Annotated in this window: 16 protein-coding genes; 10 read left to right on the forward strand and 6 right to left on the reverse strand. The window is 41.9% G+C overall.

From position 1 onward, the window contains the following. Positions 1 to 224: 224 nt before the first annotated feature. Positions 225 to 1,385: an MFS transporter gene (locus GSY63_RS21510; RefSeq protein ID WP_166587915.1), complete on the forward strand. Its 1,161-nt coding sequence runs from the start codon at positions 225 to 227 to the stop codon at positions 1,383 to 1,385. 353 nt (positions 1,386 to 1,738) lie between these two features. Further along, the gene (locus tag GSY63_RS21515) at positions 1,739 to 2,029 is read left to right on the forward strand and encodes a hypothetical protein (protein ID WP_166587916.1); all 291 of its coding nucleotides are present in this window, start codon (positions 1,739 to 1,741) and stop codon (positions 2,027 to 2,029) included. A 73-nt stretch (positions 2,030 to 2,102) separates the two neighbouring features. Here the strand turns inward: GSY63_RS21515 and GSY63_RS21520 are convergent, their stop codons facing one another. Continuing rightward, complete coding sequence (locus tag GSY63_RS21520; protein ID WP_166587917.1) at positions 2,103 to 2,834, reverse strand: outer membrane beta-barrel protein; 732 nt, start codon at positions 2,832 to 2,834, stop codon at positions 2,103 to 2,105. Between the two features lie 273 nt (positions 2,835 to 3,107). Here GSY63_RS21520 and GSY63_RS21525 point away from each other — a divergent pair, with 273 nt between their 5' ends. Both GSY63_RS21525 and GSY63_RS21530 read left to right on the forward strand, forming a co-directional pair. Further along, on the forward strand, positions 3,108 to 4,892 hold the full coding sequence (locus GSY63_RS21525) for a DUF885 domain-containing protein (RefSeq protein WP_166587918.1): 1,785 nt from the start codon (positions 3,108 to 3,110) through the stop codon (positions 4,890 to 4,892). A gap of 169 nt (positions 4,893 to 5,061) precedes the next feature. Beyond that, entirely contained in the window at positions 5,062 to 6,726 is a 1,665-nt protein-coding gene (locus GSY63_RS21530; RefSeq protein WP_166587919.1) for an ATP-binding protein, read from the forward strand. Here GSY63_RS21530 and GSY63_RS21535 read toward each other — a convergent pair. After that, positions 6,723 to 7,733, reverse strand: coding sequence for a PAS domain-containing protein (locus GSY63_RS21535; RefSeq protein ID WP_166587920.1), 1,011 nt, complete (start codon positions 7,731 to 7,733; stop codon positions 6,723 to 6,725). The genes GSY63_RS21530 and GSY63_RS21535 overlap by 4 nt on opposite strands. Before the next feature lie 93 nt (positions 7,734 to 7,826). Beyond that, entirely contained in the window at positions 7,827 to 8,819 is a 993-nt protein-coding gene (locus tag GSY63_RS21540) for a hypothetical protein (protein WP_166587921.1), read from the reverse strand. 271 nt (positions 8,820 to 9,090) lie between these two features. Here GSY63_RS21540 and GSY63_RS21545 point away from each other — a divergent pair, with 271 nt between their 5' ends. Then, positions 9,091 to 10,065: a hypothetical protein gene (locus tag GSY63_RS21545; protein WP_166587922.1), complete on the forward strand. Its 975-nt coding sequence runs from the start codon at positions 9,091 to 9,093 to the stop codon at positions 10,063 to 10,065. A gap of 71 nt (positions 10,066 to 10,136) precedes the next feature. On the opposite strand, the gene GSY63_RS21550 is transcribed toward GSY63_RS21545, so the two are convergent. The 3 genes from GSY63_RS21550 to GSY63_RS21560 all read right to left on the reverse strand — a co-directional run bounded on the left by GSY63_RS21550 (position 10,137) and on the right by GSY63_RS21560 (position 15,022). Continuing rightward, on the reverse strand, positions 10,137 to 10,724 hold the full coding sequence (locus GSY63_RS21550; RefSeq protein ID WP_166587923.1) for a DUF4142 domain-containing protein: 588 nt from the start codon (positions 10,722 to 10,724) through the stop codon (positions 10,137 to 10,139). A gap of 230 nt (positions 10,725 to 10,954) precedes the next feature. Then, positions 10,955 to 13,042, reverse strand: a complete 2,088-nt coding sequence (locus GSY63_RS21555; RefSeq protein WP_166587924.1) for an ATP-binding protein — start codon at positions 13,040 to 13,042, stop codon at positions 10,955 to 10,957. A 195-nt stretch (positions 13,043 to 13,237) separates the two neighbouring features. Then, on the reverse strand, positions 13,238 to 15,022 hold the full coding sequence (locus GSY63_RS21560) for a glycoside hydrolase family 15 protein (RefSeq protein ID WP_166587925.1): 1,785 nt from the start codon (positions 15,020 to 15,022) through the stop codon (positions 13,238 to 13,240). 338 nt (positions 15,023 to 15,360) lie between these two features. Here GSY63_RS21560 and GSY63_RS21565 point away from each other — a divergent pair, with 338 nt between their 5' ends. The 5 genes from GSY63_RS21565 to gyrA all read left to right on the forward strand — a co-directional run bounded on the left by GSY63_RS21565 (position 15,361) and on the right by gyrA (position 21,193). Beyond that, complete coding sequence (locus tag GSY63_RS21565; RefSeq protein WP_074489033.1) at positions 15,361 to 15,558, forward strand: cold-shock protein; 198 nt, start codon at positions 15,361 to 15,363, stop codon at positions 15,556 to 15,558. A 109-nt stretch (positions 15,559 to 15,667) separates the two neighbouring features. After that, positions 15,668 to 16,930 (forward strand): MFS transporter, encoded by a 1,263-nt coding sequence (locus GSY63_RS21570; protein ID WP_166587926.1) that lies wholly within the window; start codon positions 15,668 to 15,670, stop codon positions 16,928 to 16,930. Positions 16,931 to 16,976: 46 nt separating this feature from the next. Continuing rightward, positions 16,977 to 17,888: an oxygen-dependent coproporphyrinogen oxidase gene (hemF, locus tag GSY63_RS21575; protein WP_166587927.1), complete on the forward strand. Its 912-nt coding sequence runs from the start codon at positions 16,977 to 16,979 to the stop codon at positions 17,886 to 17,888. A gap of 119 nt (positions 17,889 to 18,007) precedes the next feature. Beyond that, positions 18,008 to 18,406, forward strand: coding sequence for a hypothetical protein (locus tag GSY63_RS21580; RefSeq protein ID WP_166587928.1), 399 nt, complete (start codon positions 18,008 to 18,010; stop codon positions 18,404 to 18,406). A gap of 165 nt (positions 18,407 to 18,571) precedes the next feature. Then, the gene (gene gyrA / locus GSY63_RS21585) at positions 18,572 to 21,193 is read left to right on the forward strand and encodes a DNA gyrase subunit A (RefSeq protein ID WP_166587929.1); all 2,622 of its coding nucleotides are present in this window, start codon (positions 18,572 to 18,574) and stop codon (positions 21,191 to 21,193) included. Positions 21,194 to 21,212: the final 19 nt, after the last annotated feature.

Consider the following 21,212-nt stretch of genomic DNA (forward strand, 5'->3'; position numbering starts at 1 on the left):
AAACCACTTCAGACATATTTACAGAAAAAGTATTTCTTAAAGTCATAGTTTTTAAAGTTTCTTTAAGGGCAAAAAGCATTTTTCCTTTTAAGAAAATTTGGTGATAATAATGGTTTAAATTCTGTATGTGGAGTATGTACGATAGAATTGTAAGGTTGGTTTTTGAGTGCCTATATTGGCTACATTCCGCTTTTGTAAAAGTTAAAAACCTATTTTTGCAGTACATGTCTGCTGCTGTACCACTTACGCCATCTCCGCGAAATATCCGGATAGCTAATGCTATATTTTTCTTCATATCAGGTTTTGGTTATTCGGCCTGGGCATCACGTATCCCCAGCATAAAACACAATCTGCATCTTAACGAGGCACAATTAGGGGCCATATTATTTGCATTGCCTGTAGGTTTGATACTTACCATGCCCTTAACTAATTATTTACTGAGCAGGTATACAAGCAAAGCCATCATGTTGGTAGGTGCTATTGCCTTTAACATAATGTTGTGTTTTGTGGGGTTTGCTTCGGCACCGTGGCAGTTGGTTATCGTCTTAGTCGGTTTTGGCTCATCCCGTAATTTGTTTAATTTGAGTACCAATGCACAGGCTGTAAGTGTACAGCGGTTGTATAGCAAGTCTATTATCACCACTTTTCATGGTATCTGGAGCATGGCGGGTTTTGCAGGTGCAGCACTCGGATATATTATGGTTAGTTTTAATGTGGCTACCAATTGGCATTTACCAGCAGTAGGGCTAAGCATGACATTGCTATCCTTATTTGCTTATTCTAATACACTTTATGAACCTGTTGTTAAGCAAACAGAAAAGAAACCCATATTTTCTTTACCCGATAAGTTCCTGATCAAATTTTCGGTTATCGCTTTTGTAAGTATGGCCTGCGAAAATACCATGTACGATTGGAGCGGTATTTATTTCGAGAAGGCTGTACATGCGTCGAGATCAACTGCCACCGCCGCGTTTGTATTTTACATGATAGCTATGACCAGCGGCCGTTTCATCGGCGACAAATTGGTTAACCGTATCGGTATCAAAAGAATATTGTTCTACAGCGGCATTTTTATAACGCTCGGCCTTTTTACGGCTGTATTATTGCCATATACGATAACCGGCTTTATTGGTTTTATGTTTACGGGTTTGGGCGTATCGTGCATAGTGCCTTTAATTTATAGCCTGGCGGGTAGGGTTAAATCTATGAGTAGCGCCAGGGCACTGGCCTCAATTTCTACCATCAGTTACCTTGGTTTCTTAATGGTACCGCCATTGGTTGGTTTTATTGCCGAGGCTACCAATATCCGTGTTTCCTTCGCCGTAATCGGTTTAATGGGCGGCATCGTAATCTGGATGGTTTCGAAGATCAATGAAGAGGATTAGGCATTGTATTCGTTACGTTTCGCCTAACAAATTTCGTGGGTTTTCTGCTGGTGGAATTCTGACATTGAAAATGACTTAAAAGTTATTAAAAGTGGAACATGTTTTATTTTTTATGACTTAAAAGTATTGAATGTAATTTTCTGAATATCAAATAAATATGGATAGGTATTAGAAAAAAAATGACTTAAAAGTTGGAACGCAGTGGTGCATGTGGAACTTTGCACCATGCACCGGCCGGCCGCCTAAAGAACTATAAATCATTCGCCATAATTTAATCTCCCATCATAGAAATTTCAAACAATCATATCCAAATCCTGTTGACCTTATAACTGTTTAACCAAAAACGAACAACAATGGATAAGATAAGAAAATTCGATTTGATGGAAAAGATTGTCCACGAATTGCAGGACTTGAAAAACAGTCAACAAGCTGTAATCCAAAAACTGGCCAAAATTGAAGTCGACAATATAGACCTGGGCGACAAACGCCTTGATAAAGACCTGCCAGATATGCACCAACGTGTTGCAGACAACCTGGATACCATAGCTGCTATATTAGAATATTTTGCGGGCCAAACTGATGCTTTCAGCGATAAAAATAATATTGCCGCATTGAAAGAACAGGAAGCGATATCTAAGGTTTAAGCTTATTAAAATCATTTTAAAAAGAGAAAGCCTCCCAAAATTGGGAGGCTTTCTCTTTTTATTTTACAGCTGCCTACAGCGCAAAGCGTAAACCTAAGCTTGTTTGGTATACCGACATTGGCTGATGATCAACCGTGCGGCCGCTATGTGCATCGGTCGAAATTTTAAAGCCAGTTGGTGCATCTATTAAGTTTTCTCTTAACACCAGGCCAACACCGTCAGAAAGTTTATAGGTAAATGAAGCGCTGCCGCCATAGGCCCAGGCAAATGATTTTGAGCTATTTTGTGTAAACGTACTGGTTTGGATGTTTTCGTAATTCTCCAAAATCACAACAACTTTTGGAGAGGAGAAGCTTTTCAAAGCACCTACCATAACACGCGCATCAACAATAAATTTACCGAAAGCAATATTATATTGTGGACCAGCCATTAATGCGAAGGAACTGTAACGTTTGCTCGCTGTAACGGTAGATGTGTAAGCACCATCTTCTAAACGGTAGCCGTCAGATAATGCAGTAGCGTCGTCAGTATTTAAACGGCCTTGATCCTGATAGGTAAGCATTACGCCTAAGCCCCAATTTTTGTGTAGGTAAAACCCACCTTCAAAATCATACATTACACCTTTTTTTGCAAAACCGGCTTTGTTGTTACTGTAATCGGCTTTCTTAAAATCACCAAATGGTGTTGAAAGACCTGCTGTGATACTTAAATAGCTACTTGGTTTTTCGGGAGGGGTATCTTGGGCTTTTGCAGTAAAAACAAAAAATACACTGCACAGTAGGGGTAATAGTATGGTTTTTTTCATCTGAAACTTAACGACGTGGTTGTTTTATTATTACATTATATTCCGCACCAAAATTAGATAAATATGTTAAACCGAGGCAGTATTTGAACCAAAATGCATTCTATTTCACATTTTTTAACATATACAACTTAATCACAACCAGTTAATGTGTTTTGCTGTAAGTAAATAGCTTAATACTTTCTCAAAAAAAACAGAAACATTTTGCGCTTTAGAATATCTAACGTGTATTAAGTTTTACGGCTATCTTAGCTAATTATAAAAATACATCTTGTAATGAATAATAAATCTTTATTCGGGAAGGCCGCTGCACTGGCCATTTGTATAGCCCCGCTGAGCGCAAGGCTGCAACCTAAACCCGAGGCTAAGGCCTGGGTTGCAAAATCGGATCAATACACTCAGTGGCTAATAGACCTTGATAAGAAATATTCGCCGGAATATGGGTCATCACAAGGCTTGGCCGAGTATGATACCAAAATATCGGTGCCTACGCTCGCAAATGAACTAGCGGAACGTAAGGACGAAGAGTCTCTGGTAGCCCGTTACAACGACGCTTTAAAAACGGAGAAAGACGCGCCCGTAGCACAAGATCTTAAGATTTTGATTGCTCATTTAACGCTCGGGTTTCGATCTCAAGACTTTGAGAAAAAAAAGGAGGTGCCATTTTTAAATGCTACGGATATAATTTACAATGGCTTGGATATTTTGCTGGATGAGCAAACACCCGAAGCACGCCATACGGCGGCTGTTGAACGGATCCGTAAGTATGCAGGTTTGGAGAAAGGCTATCGCCCCCTAACCGAAATACTCCAAGAACGGGTTGCCCAACAAATTGCTAAACCCGATATGATTTACCCGGGTAAACAACAAATGGAGGTGCAACTATCTCGTAATGCCAGTATTTTGGCGGGTATCCCTGAGCTATGTAAAAAATATAAGCTCACAGGTTGGGAAGAGCCGTTTGCTAAATTGAAAAAGCAGGTCGAGGCCTATGATCAATGGACTCGCGAAAATGTATTAAGCAAAGCCAGAACTGATTTCCGCTTACCGCCCCAAGAGTATAAACTAGCTTTAGAAAATTATGGGGTTGATATTGCTCCTGCAGATTTAGCCAAAATGGCTCATGCAGCTTTTATCGATATCCAAAATCAAATGAAACCGATAGCGGAAGAAGTGGCTAAACAACGCCATCTGGCATCCTCAGATTATCGCGATGTGATCCATGAACTTAAAAAAGAGCAGATTCATGGCGATTCTATTATCCCGTTATACGAAAAGCATTTAAAGGATATTGAGGCAATTATCCGCGAACATCAATTGGTAACCCTGCCAAGCCGCCCGGCCATTATCCGTCTGGCCACCGCTGCCGAAACCGCGCAGGGGCCGGCTCCGCATATGGTTCCGCCACCATTTTTAAACAATACCGGCCAGCGTGGCGTTTTTGTGTTGCCTTTAAACATGCCACCTGCGCCGGGTGAAAAGGAAGCCTCGAAATTTGACGATTTTACTTTTGATGCCGCATCATGGACTATCATTGCGCATGAAGCCCGCCCCGGTCATGAGTTACAATTTGATAAAATGGTGGAGGAAGGCGTATCGAAAGCCCGCGCCTTATATGCATTCAACTCAACTAACGCCGAAGGCTGGGGACTTTACGCAGAATATATCACCCGCCCTTACATGCCGCTCGAAGGCCAATTGGTGTCATTAGATTATCGTTTATTGCGTGCGGCGCGCGCATTTCTTGATCCTGAATTGCAGGCTGGTACAGTAACCCAACAACAGGCACTCGACGTGTTGATGAAAGACGTTGTACAATCGCCTGCTATGGCGCAACAGGAGGTTGAACGCTATTCGCTTCGTTCTCCCGGACAGGCTAACAGCTACTTCTACGGGTATACCAAAATGATAGCGTTGCGCAAGGATACGGAGGAAGCTCTGGGAAATAAGTTCAATGCCCTGCATTTTCATGATTTTATCCTGTCTCAGGGATTATTGCCTCCTGCATTGATTCGCGAAGCCGTGATGAATGATTTTATTCCGGCAGAGAAAGCGAAATAATTTAAGTGCCAGATCTTAAAAAAGGACAGCACCTGGTAATTAGATTATCGGGTGCTGTCCTTTTAATTTTCAGAGCGCCTGGATTATTTCTGTTCAGATGGAACCAACAGTTTCAATATTGCGTTAAATAGTATTAATTTGTGTTTTTACTCAACAAAGCATAAAATTGGTGAACCAGCAATCAGATATTCAGGCAGACATTGAAGCGATAGGGCAGATCCCAATTGTTGAAAATCTTTTGGAAGTAATTTGTCGCTCTACAGGTATGGGCTTCGCAGCTATAGCGCGTGTTACAGAAGAACACTGGATAGCTTGCAGTGTACGCGATGAGATTAATTTTGGTTTAATACCGGGCGGCGAGTTAAAGCTCGAAACTACTATTTGCCACGAAATTCGCCAAAGCGGTAGAGAAGTAATTATTGACCATGTTGCTGATGACCCGCAGTTCTGCACGCATCATACCCCAGCGATGTACGGTTTCCAAAGTTATATTTCGATGCCTATTATCCGTAAGGATGGAAGTTTCTTTGGTACCCTTTGTGCTATAGATCCCCGGCCAGCGAAGCTTCAGAATCCGCAGACAATAAATATGTTTAAGCTGTTTGCAGATCTTATCGCTTTCCATCTTAATGCCATAGAACAGATGGATACGGAGTATAAAAACATTTCAGACGAACGCAGAGATATTGAGCGCCGGGAGATATTTAACAGAGAACTAGAAGCTGCCAACAGAAAGCTGGCGGAAACCAAAAGGGAACTTCAGGCGGCTGTAACCAGACTGACGGAAAGCGAAGAAAAACTATTGCAAGCTATTGAAACCGGACGAATGGGTACCTGGAGTATTGATCCGGCTACCACGCAGGTTACCATGTCGGGCTTTATTAAGGAAATGTTTGGTTTTCCAACGGATAGTGAACCATCCATGGAAGAGATTATGGACGCTGTTGACCCAGATTATCGTCAAATGCTAATAGATGTGCTTAGTAACGCCATATCCAATCACCAGTCAAGCGATACCGAATATCCCATTACTAACAGGCTTACCAATGAGCGCAAGTGGGTAAAGGCTACTGGCAGGGTATTTTTAGATGCTAATGGAAATGCTACTGAGTACTCGGGTGTGCTGATGGATATTACCGAACGTAAAACCGACGATCTTCGTAAGAATGATTTCATCGGCATGGTAAGCCACGAGCTTAAAACGCCACTCACCTCCCTTGGTGCCTACATTCAAATGCTTTATGCGAAGGCACAAAAAACGGAAGATGTATTTACTGCGAACGCTTTGGAAAAGGCCAACACACAGGTTAAAAAAATGGGAACCATGATTAATGGTTTCTTAAATGTTTCGCGGTTAGAGTCGGGTAAAATTCAGTTACTCAAAATGGATTTCAGGCTGGATGAACTTGTAAAGGAGGTAATAGCAGAAATATCGCTGGTAAATCCGTCACACAACATCATATTTTTGCCATGTCAACCATTAACTATAAATGCAGATAGCGATAAAATAGGTAATGTGCTATCTAACTTACTTAGTAACGCCATTAAATATTCGCCTAAAGGGAAAAATATAGAAGTAGTTTGCCAAATGGTTGATGATTATGCACAAGTCAGCGTACATGATCAAGGGATGGGTATTAAACCACATGATATCGAGAAACTTTTCAATCGCTTCTACAGGGTGAATAACAAGCATACTCAACACATTTCCGGCTTTGGGATAGGCCTCTACTTAAGCGCCGAAATTATAGAACGGCACGACGGTAAAATTTGGGTAGAAAGTGAATCGGGAGTGGGGTCTACTTTTTATTTTAGTTTGCCCTTAGCCGGCTAGGCAACTGTTTTATCAACAATCCTTCTGATAACTTCGTCTAGTTCAAAGGCGGCTACTTTGAGATGTTCTAACAACTCACGACTTGACTCGTCCGTTATTTTTTCACTATCAAACAATTGTAGCAGCCCCAGAATGCTCGCAACGGGCCTCCTTAATTCATGCGAGTTAATTTGGGCGATATCAGTTAGCCGCTCATTTTGATTGCAAATGCGGAGTTCTTTCTCTTTTAGTTCGGTAATATCCTGCATGGCGCCAACCATACGGATAGCTTTACCATCGTGGTTTCTGATGATATAGCCTTGGTCTATGATTAACGCAATAGATCCGTCGGCCCTGTAGTATCGATATTCTTCACGCCAAAATTTATCACTCGGCGTAGTTATTGCCTCGCGGATGCTGTTTATTACGCTTTCTTTATCATCCTCGTGTATATGCTTGGACCAGGTTGTAATGGGTTCTTTTTTTTGACCAGTTGGATAACCGAAATTATCTTCGAAGCTTTTGCTCCATTTTAAGGTATTTCGTTTTAGATCCCAATCCCAAATCACATCATGAGTGGCAGCTGTAACCAATTTATATCGCTCGTTGCTGAGTTTAAGCTTTTTAAGTGCATTTTGCTTAATCTTATTAGCAATTATTATATCCGATACATCCCTGGCTGAAGCATAAAGCGTACCATCAGGCAGTTGGTTGGCATTCCAAGAAAGCGATTTATATTCACCATCGGCGCAGCGGTATCGGTTACGGAATAATAACGCACTTTCGTTTCTGGTGAGAGCTTTATATTTCAGAAACGTTGCCTCCACGTCATCGGGGTGGACAAAGTCTATAAAATCCTGTAATACTATGTCTTCATCCTTGTAGCCCAATGCATTTTTAAAAGCGCAATTAGCTTTAAGGATTTTGCCGTCTATAGAAAACAAGCATAACAAATCTGGTGAAAGGTTAAACAATACATCGATCCCTGCAATAAAGTTATAGGCGTTTATCTCTTTTGTCTGTCCCATCTGGCGCATATCTTTCTATCAAACAATATATAAAAGATATACACTCAGCATCTGTTCATGTTCTGTTCATTTTCAGATAATAAAATGTAAAATTTAATAATTGGTATAAACCGTGGCAGTATCGGCGTGAGGATCAGGTGCTGCAGTGCGCCCTTTTACGTGAAGCGAGATAGTACTTGCGTGAGGCATACCTAACGTACTTCCAGGTATTACTTTAAAATAATACATTAGGTAAGAGTTCATAATAGCCTCAGATTCTTTGATAAATGTTTTCTCGAAACCTGAATCTGTAAAAGGCACCAGCGGCTTCCCGTAATGCATCGCACCCATATTGTCTACGTAAACGGTAAACGAGTAATAAAAATCGCGATATGCCTTGTTAATGACGATGTCGAATGTAGGAGCGAGGTAATCGTCGGAAGTATCGAAGTGGTTTTCGAGCGTTGGTTTAGTCTTTCGCTGTTTGGCAAAAACCAAGGGGCTTTGGCTGATAAGCTGCACAGGCTGTCGCGCCGAAAAAGCTTTAGTGTAGTCGGTATTGGCCTTAGTTACTAATTCTTTTACATAAGCAGTATCTCTGCGACTTGGATGGCGCACAACAGCCTCGGTAGTGTGAAGGGTATTTTTGATATAATTGTCGGCATATAGTATCATATAAACTTTAGCACCCGAAACGTCCACCGAATCATTATTGGATTTAAGGATTTCCAGAACCAGGCTATCCTTATTCATCTTTTTAACCTTTAACCAGGTACGCGCGGTGTTAAAAATAGAGTCGTAACCACGACTAAGCGGAAAATTAATCAATTGCTTTTTGATGGGGCTGTAGATCCGGGTCGAGTCATCGGATATAAAGCTCAATTTCCACTCGGGCTCCAATTGGTAACCATAATCATTAAAAGATAAACCGTTTTGTAGACGGCGGGCCACCTCTGTATACTTAATGCCCTCTATAGATTTAAATGAAATCAGATCTTTAGCACCGTTGTGGGCCACAATGCCTTTACGTTTACAACTTGTAAAAACAAGGGATGCGAATAATAATAGTGTGAGATATTTTAGAGCCTTTTGTTTGATAGTTAGCATAGTTAGATATGTACTTCATTTTACAGTCCCGAATATAAATTGTTTTTTAAACAATGCCCGGAACCAGAGAATTTTAAAATCAATTATGAAACGGCTGAATGTAAAATTATTGTCTAAATCTTGTATCACATTTAATATGTTGTTTCATATTTAATTAGTGCAACCGGCAATTGTAGTTTTTAGGGTAATTTTAATGATAATTAACCGCCGCTTAGCACCTTATCGTTAAAATATGTGGTTACGCGGGATATAGTTATTTTATAAATTACCTATGAAAAACTACAGTCAATCTACACTTACCCAATTACAACACAAGGCTAGGGCAATACTTTTATGCAGTATCACATTGTGTTTGTTATCTGCTGTTAGTTATGCTCAGAGTGAAACTTCATTACTCGCAGCTAACAGTATCAATGCCAATAGCCTGAGATATTTACATATCGATACGGCACTGCAACCAGAAAAAGTTCATACAATGCGCGATGTTCCCTGGTTTGTAGAAAAGTTTAAACTCTCGCTCGGCGTGTTCTTCCCCGTAAATAATACCGATATAAAAGTTAGTAATGTACACACCGGCAATGGTACAGATCTGGATTTTGAAGACGATTTAGGTTTCAATAAAAATTCGACAACCTTTTTAGCCGATTTTCAATGGAGGTCATCCAGTCGTTCGAGATTTGATCTGAGCTATTATCGCATCAACAGGAGCTCTGATTATTCCTTGAAAAAAGACATCACCTTTGGCGATCATACTTACAATATAAACTCTAGTGTAAATGCATTCTTTAACACCAGCATTTACCGGTTTTCTTACGGTTACGCTATTTTAAGCAAGCCTACCTATGAAGCAGGCCTTTTGGTTGGAGCACACGTAGTAAAGGCCAATTTAGGGATCGGTTTAAATGGAGAGAACTTAAATTTAGCCTATAGCGATGATCTTGGATTTACAGCACCGCTGCCAGATTTTGGACTTTGGGGTGGAGTTAGCCTAAGCGACAGGTTTGCTTTAAACGGAGAGGCTGACTATCTATCCCTAAAGATAGGGGATATATGGGGCCGCATTTTAGGTTTTAACTTTTTAGCGACTTATAAAGTGCTTCCCAATTTGCAACTTAGCGCGGGTTACACCGGGTTAAATTTTAAGGTAGATGTAACCAAAACAAACCTCGAAGGCAACCTCAAGTGGGGATACAATGGACCTAACATCACCGCGGCCTTTACCTTTGGCCGCAAAAGCTGGCAATAATGTATTGCATATAAAATCAAAAGGGGAGCCGGTATATCCAGTTCCCCTTTTGATGCATAATTTTAAGGCTATTATTTCAAGCCGTCGTGAATTTTGTTGATAGCATCTAAGTGTGCTTTAACAATCGGTGCAGTTTCGGTAGCGAAAGCTTTTAATTCGGCATCTTTACCGTCTTTAGCTTCGCCATTCATCAGGTCTAAAGTTTTCTTATGACCGTCTACCATAGCGTCTACGTAAGCTTTATCAAAGTCTGAACCTGTTTTTTTGCTCAGTTCGTCCATTTTTTTCTGGTGATCTTCGTCAACCGCCATCGGTAAGGTAATGTTTTTAGTTTTAGCAAGCGCCATCAGTTTTTCGTTGGCTTTACCATGGTCTGATACCATCATGGTAGCAAACTCTTTAACAGATGGGTTAGTGCTTTTTTCTAAAGCCAGTTTGCCTAAGGCAACTTCTGCCATGCCACCAACTGCTGCATCGGTAGCAAATTTAGCGTCGCTTTGGTCTACCGCAATGCCGCCTGTAGCTGCTACATTAGTGGTAGTGTCTTTAGTTTTGTTTAAACTGTCGGCGTTTTCTTTAGCGTCTTTGGGTTGATTGCTACAGCTTTGAATTGTTAATGCTGTTGCAGCGATCATAACCATGTAACTTAACTTTTTCATAATAGATGTGTGTTTTTTATAGATATGTGTAAACAACATACAACACCTGCGTTAAGTTTTAATTAATATGTTTTTACCAGCGGATATATAGCAGTATTATTGAATAATAAAACATAAATAATTGCGTATGAGGCTTATGCCTTGACGGTAAAATCGCGCTGGTTAATAGCTTAGCGTCCGTTCGTTGGTGCCTGCCCATTTGATTGGACGCGGTGGACAAACCGGGACGACTAAGCTACCGGCAGGGTAAACCAAAAGGTACTGCCGTGTCCGAGCTCACTGTCGACACCTATTTCGCCGCCATGCCGCTTAACGATCTCTGAGCTAATATAAAGGCCAAGGCCAAGGCCCGAATACTGTGAACCCGCATAGTCCGCGCGATAGTATCTGTCGAAAAGATGCTCTATTTTATCTGCCGGTATACCAGGGCCGCTATCTTTAACCGAAATCTTTGCCATATTATTAGCGGCCTTCTCCACAATCAGATAAATCTCTCTGCTATCGGGCGCATATTTAACAGCATTATTTACCAGGTTAACTATCACCTGGTCTATACGATGCTCATCGGCATAAACCTCGAGTTCCGGGTCTCCTTTAAATATCAACTCGTGTTTACCTGCCACCCTAACATGGTTACAGCATTCGTTAAGCATGTTTGCTACATTAAAAACACTGCGGGTTAAATGCAACTGGCCTTCTGTTGTGCGGGTAGAGTTAAGCAACTCGTCAATAAGAATGGTTATCTTGTCTATACTCCGGTTTGCCTGTTCTATTAAACGCGGAAATATTGGCGAAGGCTTATCCTTCATCCGATCTAACAGCTGTAGAGAAGCTTTTAATGCCGTTGTGGGGGTTTTTAATTCGTGGCTGGCTATGCTTATAAAATCGTCTTTACGTTGTTCTTCCAGCTTCTGATCGGTAATATCCATCACAATACCCGAAAAATTAGCCGGATTATTACCGCTTTCAGCATAAAGTTTACCGGTTGCTTTTACCCAGCGCAATTGCTTATCGTGAAAGCCTGTAATTGCATATTCCAGTTCGTAATTCGTATTGTTTATGATAGCTTCATTTACGGTACGTATTACCTCATCGCGGTATTCGTCGGTAATTTGTTTGGTTGCCAGCTCGTTGGTCATCTCCTCGTGAGCATAGAAGCCGAAAATTTCTTTAAGCCGTGCCGAAAATACGTACTCGCCCTTATTAACATCGAAATACCATGTGCCCAACTGGGAGGCTTCTATGGCCATTCTTAACTTGTTTTCGGCCTGCTCCACCTGCTGACGCGATAATACCTTGTCTGTAACGTCTATAACGGTGGCAAGGACGCTTACTAGTTTACCGGCGGTATCTTTTAAGGGTTGGTAATGATAATCGACGTAATAGAGCCTTTTAGTGCCATTGGCTTTATTAAATATTACCGGCTTTTCGCGATTAACTATGATTTCGCCTGTGTTTAAAACATGTTTCCACTGTGCGGGGAAAGGCTGACTCCGAAGTTCGGGAAACACTTCGAGCATGGGTTTCCCCAATACCTCGTCGCGGGTTTTATCCCAAAAGGATAGTAGGGCTTCGTTAGTGGTGGTAATAACCTGGTCGGGACCTTCTAAAACAACAACCGGTGCGGGCAACTGGCTCAGTATCTGATCCAACCATGTTTCGCTACGCTTCAGTTCACTATTTAAATTTTCGAGCGCTTCTTGCGATGTAACGAGTTTCAACGTGCGGTCGAACACGCGTTCTTCCAGTTCTACATTTAGAGAATAAAGGTTCTCCTGAGTTTGTTGTAGTTCGTCATTTATGGCGCTTAATTCTTCATTGGCCGATGCCAGTTCCTCATTAGCAGAAGCAAGTTCTTCGTTCAGTGCCTGCTCGCGAAACAAAGCCTCTTCTCGCTCTGCTGCTAATTCGATGGCCTGCTGGCCTAAAAAGCGCTCGGTGATATCAGTTGCGGTATGTAAAATGCAAATGGTTTTACCTGCTGCGTCTTTTATAGCCCGGTACTCAAAATCAAAATAAACGGTTGTTAACGTTCCATCTATCATCAGGTCGGCAGGGGTATCTGTACCCGAAATGGTTAAGCCTTCATTCCAAACCCTTTTAAACATATCTATAAAGGGTTGGCCTTTTAACTCGGGTAGGGCATCTTCCAAGGTTTTGCCAATAACGCTACTATCTTTATCCCATACTCTAAGCATGGCTTCGTTAGCCAATTGTATTATAGCATCTTCGGTTACGTGTATGGCGGTAGCAGTTTTTGTCAGCGATAATACGTCTATGAGCTGCTCATTACTTAGAAAATAGTCGGAAGAGTTCATCAATAGGAAAGATAGAAATAAAAGCCTAAAGTTAAATTATTCTACTATAACAAGAGTAGTGCCGAATATTTTGATGTAGAGCTTTTGAGAATATCCAAATGCGATTATTTTGAATGGGGGATCCAACTATTTCGAAAAAGTCTTCGACGCCATTTGCGTCGAAGACTTTTCGTTACTGATAGAGCCTTCTTAATCCTATAGAAATATCGGTCTGTCCAATTTCATAGCGATACGGTAGGCGGCGTTCATCAAGCCTACGTGGCTGTAAGCCTGCGGAAAATTACCCCACATGCTACCGCTTTCTTCGTCAACATCTTCACTAAACAGTTTCAGGTGGTTACTGTACTGTAGCAGGTTTGCAAATTCTTTTTGAGCGTCATCTAAACGGCCTACGCAAGCCAACGCTTCCACATACCAAAATGCGCAGATGAGGAAGGTTGTTTTTGGCTTGCCGAAATCGTCGGCGTGCAAATAGCGGTAGAAGAGCCCGTTAGGCGTTTTAAGTTCTTTCTCAAGTGCTATCAAATGATCCTTCGCACGATCACTTTCCGGGTCGAGGTAATTCATCATGATCAGCTGCAGCGTGCTGGCATCCAGATATGGGCTTCCTGCTGCATTGGTATATACCTTACGTATTGGATCGTAACAGCTTTCAATATGCTCTGCTGCGCGATTTTTAAGAGCTATTGCTTTTTCAATTAGTTCTTCATTGTTTATGGTGCGGGCCATTTTCTCGGCAGCGTTTGCACCCGCCCATTGAAACAGGTTGCTGTAACAGTGAATATTAGCCATGTTACGGAACTCCCAAATCCCGGCATCTTTTTCGTCAATAGTGAGCTCTATTTTGCTTAAAATATAACTGATCCATTTAGCGGAATCTTTCCGTTCGGCAAAGATGAACCGGTGATCGGTATAAAGCGGTAGCATAGAAACCATAACCTGGCCGTATATGTCATTCTGGATATGCTCATAAGCCTGGTTGCCAATGCGCACGGGTTGTTCGCCCTCGTAGCCTTCCAGGTCGCTTAATATTAGTTCTACCAGATCTTTTTTACCTGTAATACCATAAAGCGGCTGGTATCTGAAATCTTCGGCGAAAGAAATATCGGTTACGTAACTGAAATACTTCTCCATTTCCTCAAAATGGCCTATGTGATTTAAGGCCTGTATCACATAGTAGGTATCACGCAGCCAGCAATAACGGTAATCCCAGTTACGCGTACTACCCGGAAACTCGGGCAAACTGGTGGTACTGGCTGCTATGATAGCGCCTGTATCTTCATACTGGTGTATTTTTAAAGCCAGGGCCGAGCGGATAACATACGGCTGGTAAAAGCCCGCGATAGACGAGTGCTTGATCCAGCGGCGCCAGTAGGCGGTAGTTTCGCTTAAAAATCTGTCAGCGGTGCTGATTAGTGGGGCTTCCAGTGGCTCCCCGTAAGTGAGCACCAGGTATTTACATTCGTTAAGCACAAAAGCCTGTTCGGCAAATACATAACTGATAGGTATATTAGTGGTAAGCCTGATGCGCTCGTCGCCACCCAAAAACTGAATGTGATTGCTGCCTCGGTTTACGGTTAGCCTGGTTTCGCCATAATCCGACATCGGCGAGCATTTTACGGTGATGCGGGGCGAGCCCTCCAGCGCCTCAATTTTACGAATCAGCATTAGCGGTTTATAGTAACGCTGGTGCTCAAAAAAACGAGGTGCAAAGTCGGTTACACGATAGCTTTCACCATTTTCTAAGGTAATTTCTGTGATGAGTACGTTGGTGTTCTCGAGATAATATTGATTACTGGTGTACTCACCTTCGGGACGAATGTTAAATTCGCCGCCTTTGTGCTTGTCGAGCAAACCTCCGAAGATGAATGTACTGTCGAATCGCGGCCAGCAAAGCCAGTCGATATTTGTATTTTTATTTACGTGGGCTAAAAAACCGCAATTGCCTATAATTCCGGTCTCATAAACGTGTCTTTCCATTACAGCTTGAACAAGCTTGCTGGTGATTTGTTGATGTAACCCCTACGTTTATTTATCTTTTTATGGTATTTTAAATAAAATTGAAAAAAATGTCTCGCACGGCAAGCAGTTGTTTACAACAATCAACCTAAAAGACCTTAAAATAACCTAAAATGCCCCATAATGAACTTGCTTTTTTCGATGAAATTCACGAAAAATTAATTTTTATTATTTCAAATACATTTTTATATATTTGAGATGTAAGGGTTAATCCTTTTGCTTTCTGATAATTAAGTGTTATTTTTCAGTTGGGCTAATGAAATTAATCTACAATAAATCTTTAATACGTATTTATAATTATGAAAACTGGAAAAGTAAAATGGTTTAACACACAAAAAGGCTACGGATTTATCGTAACTGAAGATGGTAAAGACCTTTTTGTACATTTCAAAGATGTACAAGGTGGCGTAAATGCCATTAAGGACAACGACGACGTAGAGTATGATGTGGAAGAAGGCAGAAAAGGATTACAAGCTGTAAAAGTGAAAAAGATATAATCTATCGTTCTGATATGATAAGACCTCTGCAAGTGCGGGGGTTTTTTTATGCTTTTTATTTTGGTGTTGGCGTACATTTATTACTTTAGATATTCCAATTATTAAGCTAATGACCCCAACATCTGATAAGATCACTAAAAACGTTGTATTTCTTGTGCTGGTTGCCGCATTAGGCTATTTTGTAGATATCTACGATTTGGTTGTATTTTCGGTAATCCGTATTAAAAGTTTGCAAGATATTGGCATATCCGAGGCCGATATGCGTACTACAGGTGCGTTTATACTCAACATGCAAATGTTTGGATTGTTGGTAGGAGGCATTATATGGGGCATTATAGGCGATAAGTTTGGCCGTATCAAAGTATTATTTGGCTCGATACTAATGTATTCAGTAGCCAACTTTGCCAACGGGTTTGTGCATGATATTACCTGGTATGCCATTGTACGTGTTATTGCTGGTATTGGCCTCGCGGGCGAGCTAGGCGCGGGTATTACCCTGGTAAGCGAAACGTTAAGCAAAGAGAAACGCGGCTACGGAACCATGATTGTGGCGGTAGTTGGTTTGTTTGGGGCAGTTGCAGCGGCACAGGTTGGTAAACACTATGAATGGCGTACGGCTTATTTTGTGGGCGGTAGCTTAGGTATAGCATTGCTGCTGCTACGTATGGGCACTTTCGAATCGGGAATGTTTAAAAATGTTGAGAAGGCCAATGTATCCAAAGGCAACATGCTGATGCTGTTTAATAACTGGGGCCGCTTTAGCAAATATCTTTGCTGTATACTCATAGGCGCTCCACTTTGGTACGTTGTAGGTATCCTGATCACTCAATCGCCGGAGTTTGGTAAGGCTTTGGGCGCCACAGAAAAACTTAGCCCTGGGGATGGAATTATGTACTCTTACATCGGCATCGCAATCGGGGATATAGTAGCGGGCTTATTTGCTCAGTTTACACGCTCACGTAAGCTTACCATGGCTATATTTTTATTGCTCACGCTAGTAAGCACTTTTACCTACCTGGGTAGCACAGGCATTACGCCACAGAAATTTATCTGGTTAAGCTTCTTTATGGGCTGCACCGTAGGTTACTGGGCAACCTTTGTTACCATTGCATCAGAGCAGTTTGGCACCAATATCCGTTCTACAGTTACTACAACGGTACCTAATTTTGTACGTGGAGCACTAATCCCCATTAGCGCGGGGTTTAATGCCCTGGTTTTACATTACGGCATGATTAAAAGTGGTTACATTATGATGGTTATTTTAACGGTAATATCATTAATTGCCCTTAGTCGTTTGAAAGAAAGCTTTGGTAAAGATTTGAATTACGTGGAGGCCGACGGCGAATCGGTTAGTCATGTAAATGTAGCTTAGTGATATTAGTTTTTGTCAGTTCCATTATTTCTGCATTTTTGCGCCCATGATCACTAAGGACCAGATAGCCGAAAGTTACCGCTTAATTCAGGATGAAATTTGTGCAGGTTTAGAGGCACTCGACGGCCAGGCCAAATTTGAAGAAGAGTTATGGGAGCGCGATGGTGGCGGTGGTGGCCGTACCCGTGTTTTGCAAAATGGCAACATCCTCGAAAAAGGTGGCGTAAACTTTTCTGCTGTGTATGGTGAACTACCCGAGGCTATTAAAAAAGCTTTTAAAGCTGAAAGTAATGAGTTCTTCGCTACCGGAGTATCTATCGTGATGCATCCCAACCATCCAATGGTGCCTATCATCCACATGAATATCCGCTACTTCGAAATGCCGGCTGCGGTGGCAGGAGAGGAGCCGATCCGTTGGTTTGGTGGTGGGATAGATGTAACACCTCACTATGTTTTGGAGGATGATGCACGATTCTTCCACAATCATCTTAAATCTGTGTGCGATCAGTTTAACGCAGATTTCTACACCAAATTTAAAACCTGGGCCGATGATTATTTCTACATCAAACACCGCGAAGAAACCCGTGGTATTGGCGGTATATTTTACGACAGGCTAAAAGCCGACGAGAACCTAAGCTGGGAAACCATATTTGAATTTTCTAAAGCTGTTGGTCGTTCATTTTTACCTATCTATACAGAACTGGTAAATCGTAACAGAAATAAAACCTATACCGAAGCAGAGCAACAATGGCAATACCAACGCCGCAGTCGCTACGCAGAGTTTAATTTGGTTTATGATGCAGGCACTAAATTTGGCCTGGAAACTAATGGCCGTATCGAATCTATATTGATGAGCTTACCGCCAACAGCAAAATGGTTATATAATTTTAAAGCCGAAGCAGGCAGCAATGAAGAGCATACTTTGTCGTTATTGAAAAAAGGAATTGATTGGGTGTAAATATCCAATTTTGTCATTGCGAGCGATAGCGTGGCAATCTCGTCGCATTTATTATTCGATCTGCAGGGCTACGAGATTGTTTCATGCCGCGCAATGACAAATTACAGAACAACATCGTCATGAAAAAACTTTTTCTATTCATACCATTACTGCTTGTTATCTTTTGCTCGTGGCAGCAACCTAAAACCCTTAAGGGTAAATGGCAGTTTGTAAGCGGTGTTTATAACGGCAAAAAAGATACTGCTACCACCGAGTATACGTTGCGACGAAACTACGATAAAGACCATTTCGAAGCATTTATAACTGAGCCGGGTGAGAAGCCCGTTAAATATCAGGCAGGAGATTATACTCTACAGGGCGATACCTGTTTAGAGACGGAGACCTTTAGCACACAACCTTCCAATCTTACCCATAAAACCATCCATTACTATATTCAGCTTAGGCACGATACACTCATTTTGAGCGGGAAACTGCCTACGGGCATGGAGGTAGAAGAGTATTGGAAGAAAATTAAATAATTACGTATTGGTTTTACCCTAGAAACGCGTTGTGACGTGCCCTGAGGCCACAGTGTTGGTAACTTAATGTGGTTTTTATGTTAAATTTCTTATCTTCGCAGGTCGCTTATAAAACATCTAAAAACCAGTTACAAGCGTAAAGATTTCTACAGAATAATTTAAAAAATGGCTGAAGATACAGAGAACGAAAATCAACACAGAGAAGACAGAATAATTCCCATAAATATTGATGAAGAGATGCGTTCGGCATACATTGATTATTCAATGTCTGTTATCGTATCACGTGCCCTTCCCGATGTGCGCGATGGTTTAAAACCGGTACACCGCCGTGTGCTTTACGGCATGCTGGATCTTGGTTTAAATGCCAATAAACAACATAAAAAATCTGCCCGTATTGTGGGCGAGGTGTTAGGTAAATACCACCCGCATGGTGATACTTCGGTTTATGATGCTATGGTACGTATGGCTCAGGACTGGAGCCTACGCTATCCGTTTGTAAACGGACAAGGTAACTACGGTTCGATAGACGGTGACCAACCTGCGGCAATGCGTTATACTGAGGCAAAGCTTGAGCGTATTGCTGAAGAGATGCTGGCCGACATCAATAAGGATACTATTGATTACCAGTTAAACTTTGACGACTCTTTAGAAGAGCCGACTGTACTGCCTGCCAAAATCCCTAACCTGTTGGTTAACGGAGCTTCTGGTATTGCGGTAGGTATGGCAACCAACATGGCGCCGCACAACCTTACCGAGGTTATTACAGCGACCGTTGCCTATATAGATAACCGCGATGCAGAGGTTAGCGAACTGATGCAATACATCAAAGGCCCCGATTTCCCTACAGGTGGTATTATCTACGGTGTAGAAGGAGCGAGGGAGGCTTTCGAAACCGGTCGTGGAAGGGTTGTTATCCGTGCACGTGCCGAAATTGAAACCTACAACAACGAGCGTGAGCGAATTATTGTTAGCGAGATACCTTACCAGGTGAACAAAGCGATGATGATTGAGCGTACTGCCGAGTTGATCAATGATAAAAAGATTGAAGGTATTTCAGCTATTCGCGATGAGTCTAACCGTGAAGGTATCCGTATCGTTTATGAAATTAAACGTGAAGCAAACTCATCTATTGTATTAAATAACTTATACAAATACACGTCATTACAAACATCTTTCAGCGTAAATAACATTGCGTTGGTAAAAGGTCGCCCGATGCTGCTGAACCTTAAAGACCTGATCCACCATTTTGTGGAGCACCGTCATGAGGTGGTTATCCGTCGTACTAAATATGACCTTGCCGAGGCAGAAAAACGCGCACATATTTTAGAAGGTTTATTGATCGCATTAGATCATTTGGATGAGGTTATCCAGTTGATCCGTAGCTCAAATACGCCAGACGAGGCCCGCGATGGTTTAATGACCCGTTTCGGCTTAAGCGAAATTCAAGCCCGTGCTATTCTGGATATGACCCTTAGAAGGTTAACCGGACTGGAGCGTGACAAGATCAAAGACGAGTACGCAGCCTTAATGGAAACTATCGAGTACTTGAAAAGCATTCTTGCTGATGAAGGCCTGCGTATGCAGATCATCAAAGATGAACTGATAGAGATGCGCGACAAATATGGCGACGAACGCAAAACCGAAATAGTTCACTCTGCTGCAGAAATGCAAACTGAGGACTTTATCGAGGACGAAGACGTTGTTATCACTATTTCGCACGAAGGTTATATTAAACGTACTGCACTTACCGAATACCGACGTCAGGCGCGTGGTGGTAAAGGCGCCATCGGTAGCAATAGCCGCGATGAAGATTTTATCGAGCACTTGCTTATCGCGTCTAACCATAACTATATGCTGTTCTTCACCGAAGCCGGCCGTTGTTTCTGGTTACGCGTATTCGAAATTCCGGAAGGAACACGTACTTCTAAAGGCCGTGCCATCCAGAACATTATCAATATCCCTAAAGAAGAGAAGATCAAGGCTTACATCAAACTGATCAGCCTCAAAGATCAGGAATACCTGGAGAACAACTTTATTATTATGTGTACCACCAAAGGTACCATCAAGAAAACTTCATTAGAAGCCTATTCTCGTCCACGCTCTAACGGTATCAACGCCATTAACATTAACGAGGGTGATACTTTATTAGCAGCTACGTTAACTACAGGAACCAGTGAAGTTGTAATGGCGTTAAGATCTGGCCGTGCTATTCGTTTCAACGAATCGACAGTTAGACCGATGGGCCGTACTGCAACGGGTGTACGCGGTATCACCTTAGAAAACGAGCAGGACGAGGTTGTTGGCATGATTGCTATCAATGATCCAGGTACTTCGGTTCTGGTAGTATCAGAAAAAGGTTACGGTAAACGTACTGATATTGACGACTACCGCGTTACTAACCGTGGTGGTAAAGGTGTTAAAACTATCAGTGTAACTGAAAAAACCGGCAAACTTGTTGCCATAAAAGATGTTACTGATCAGGATGACCTAATGATCATCAATAAATCGGGTATTATTATCCGTATCGCGGTTAGCGAAATGAGGGTAATGGGCCGTGCAACACAAGGTGTAAGGCTGATAACCCTTAAAAACAATGATGAGATTGCTTCGGTAGCAAAAATTGAGCACAGCGAAGAAGAAGAACTGGAAGATGCGATAGCAGAAGACGGAACCGAGGGAACATCTGCACCGGTTGCAGCCGCTACTCCAGCCAGTGAAGAAGATGCTGATGAAGCTACAGACGAGCCAGATACCGAAGAAGATCAGGACGACACTGAAGAAGAATAACTAATATAATTATGCCAGG

It is taken from the genome of Mucilaginibacter agri, assembly GCF_009928685.1.
Lineage (GTDB): Bacteria > Bacteroidota > Bacteroidia > Sphingobacteriales > Sphingobacteriaceae > Mucilaginibacter > Mucilaginibacter agri.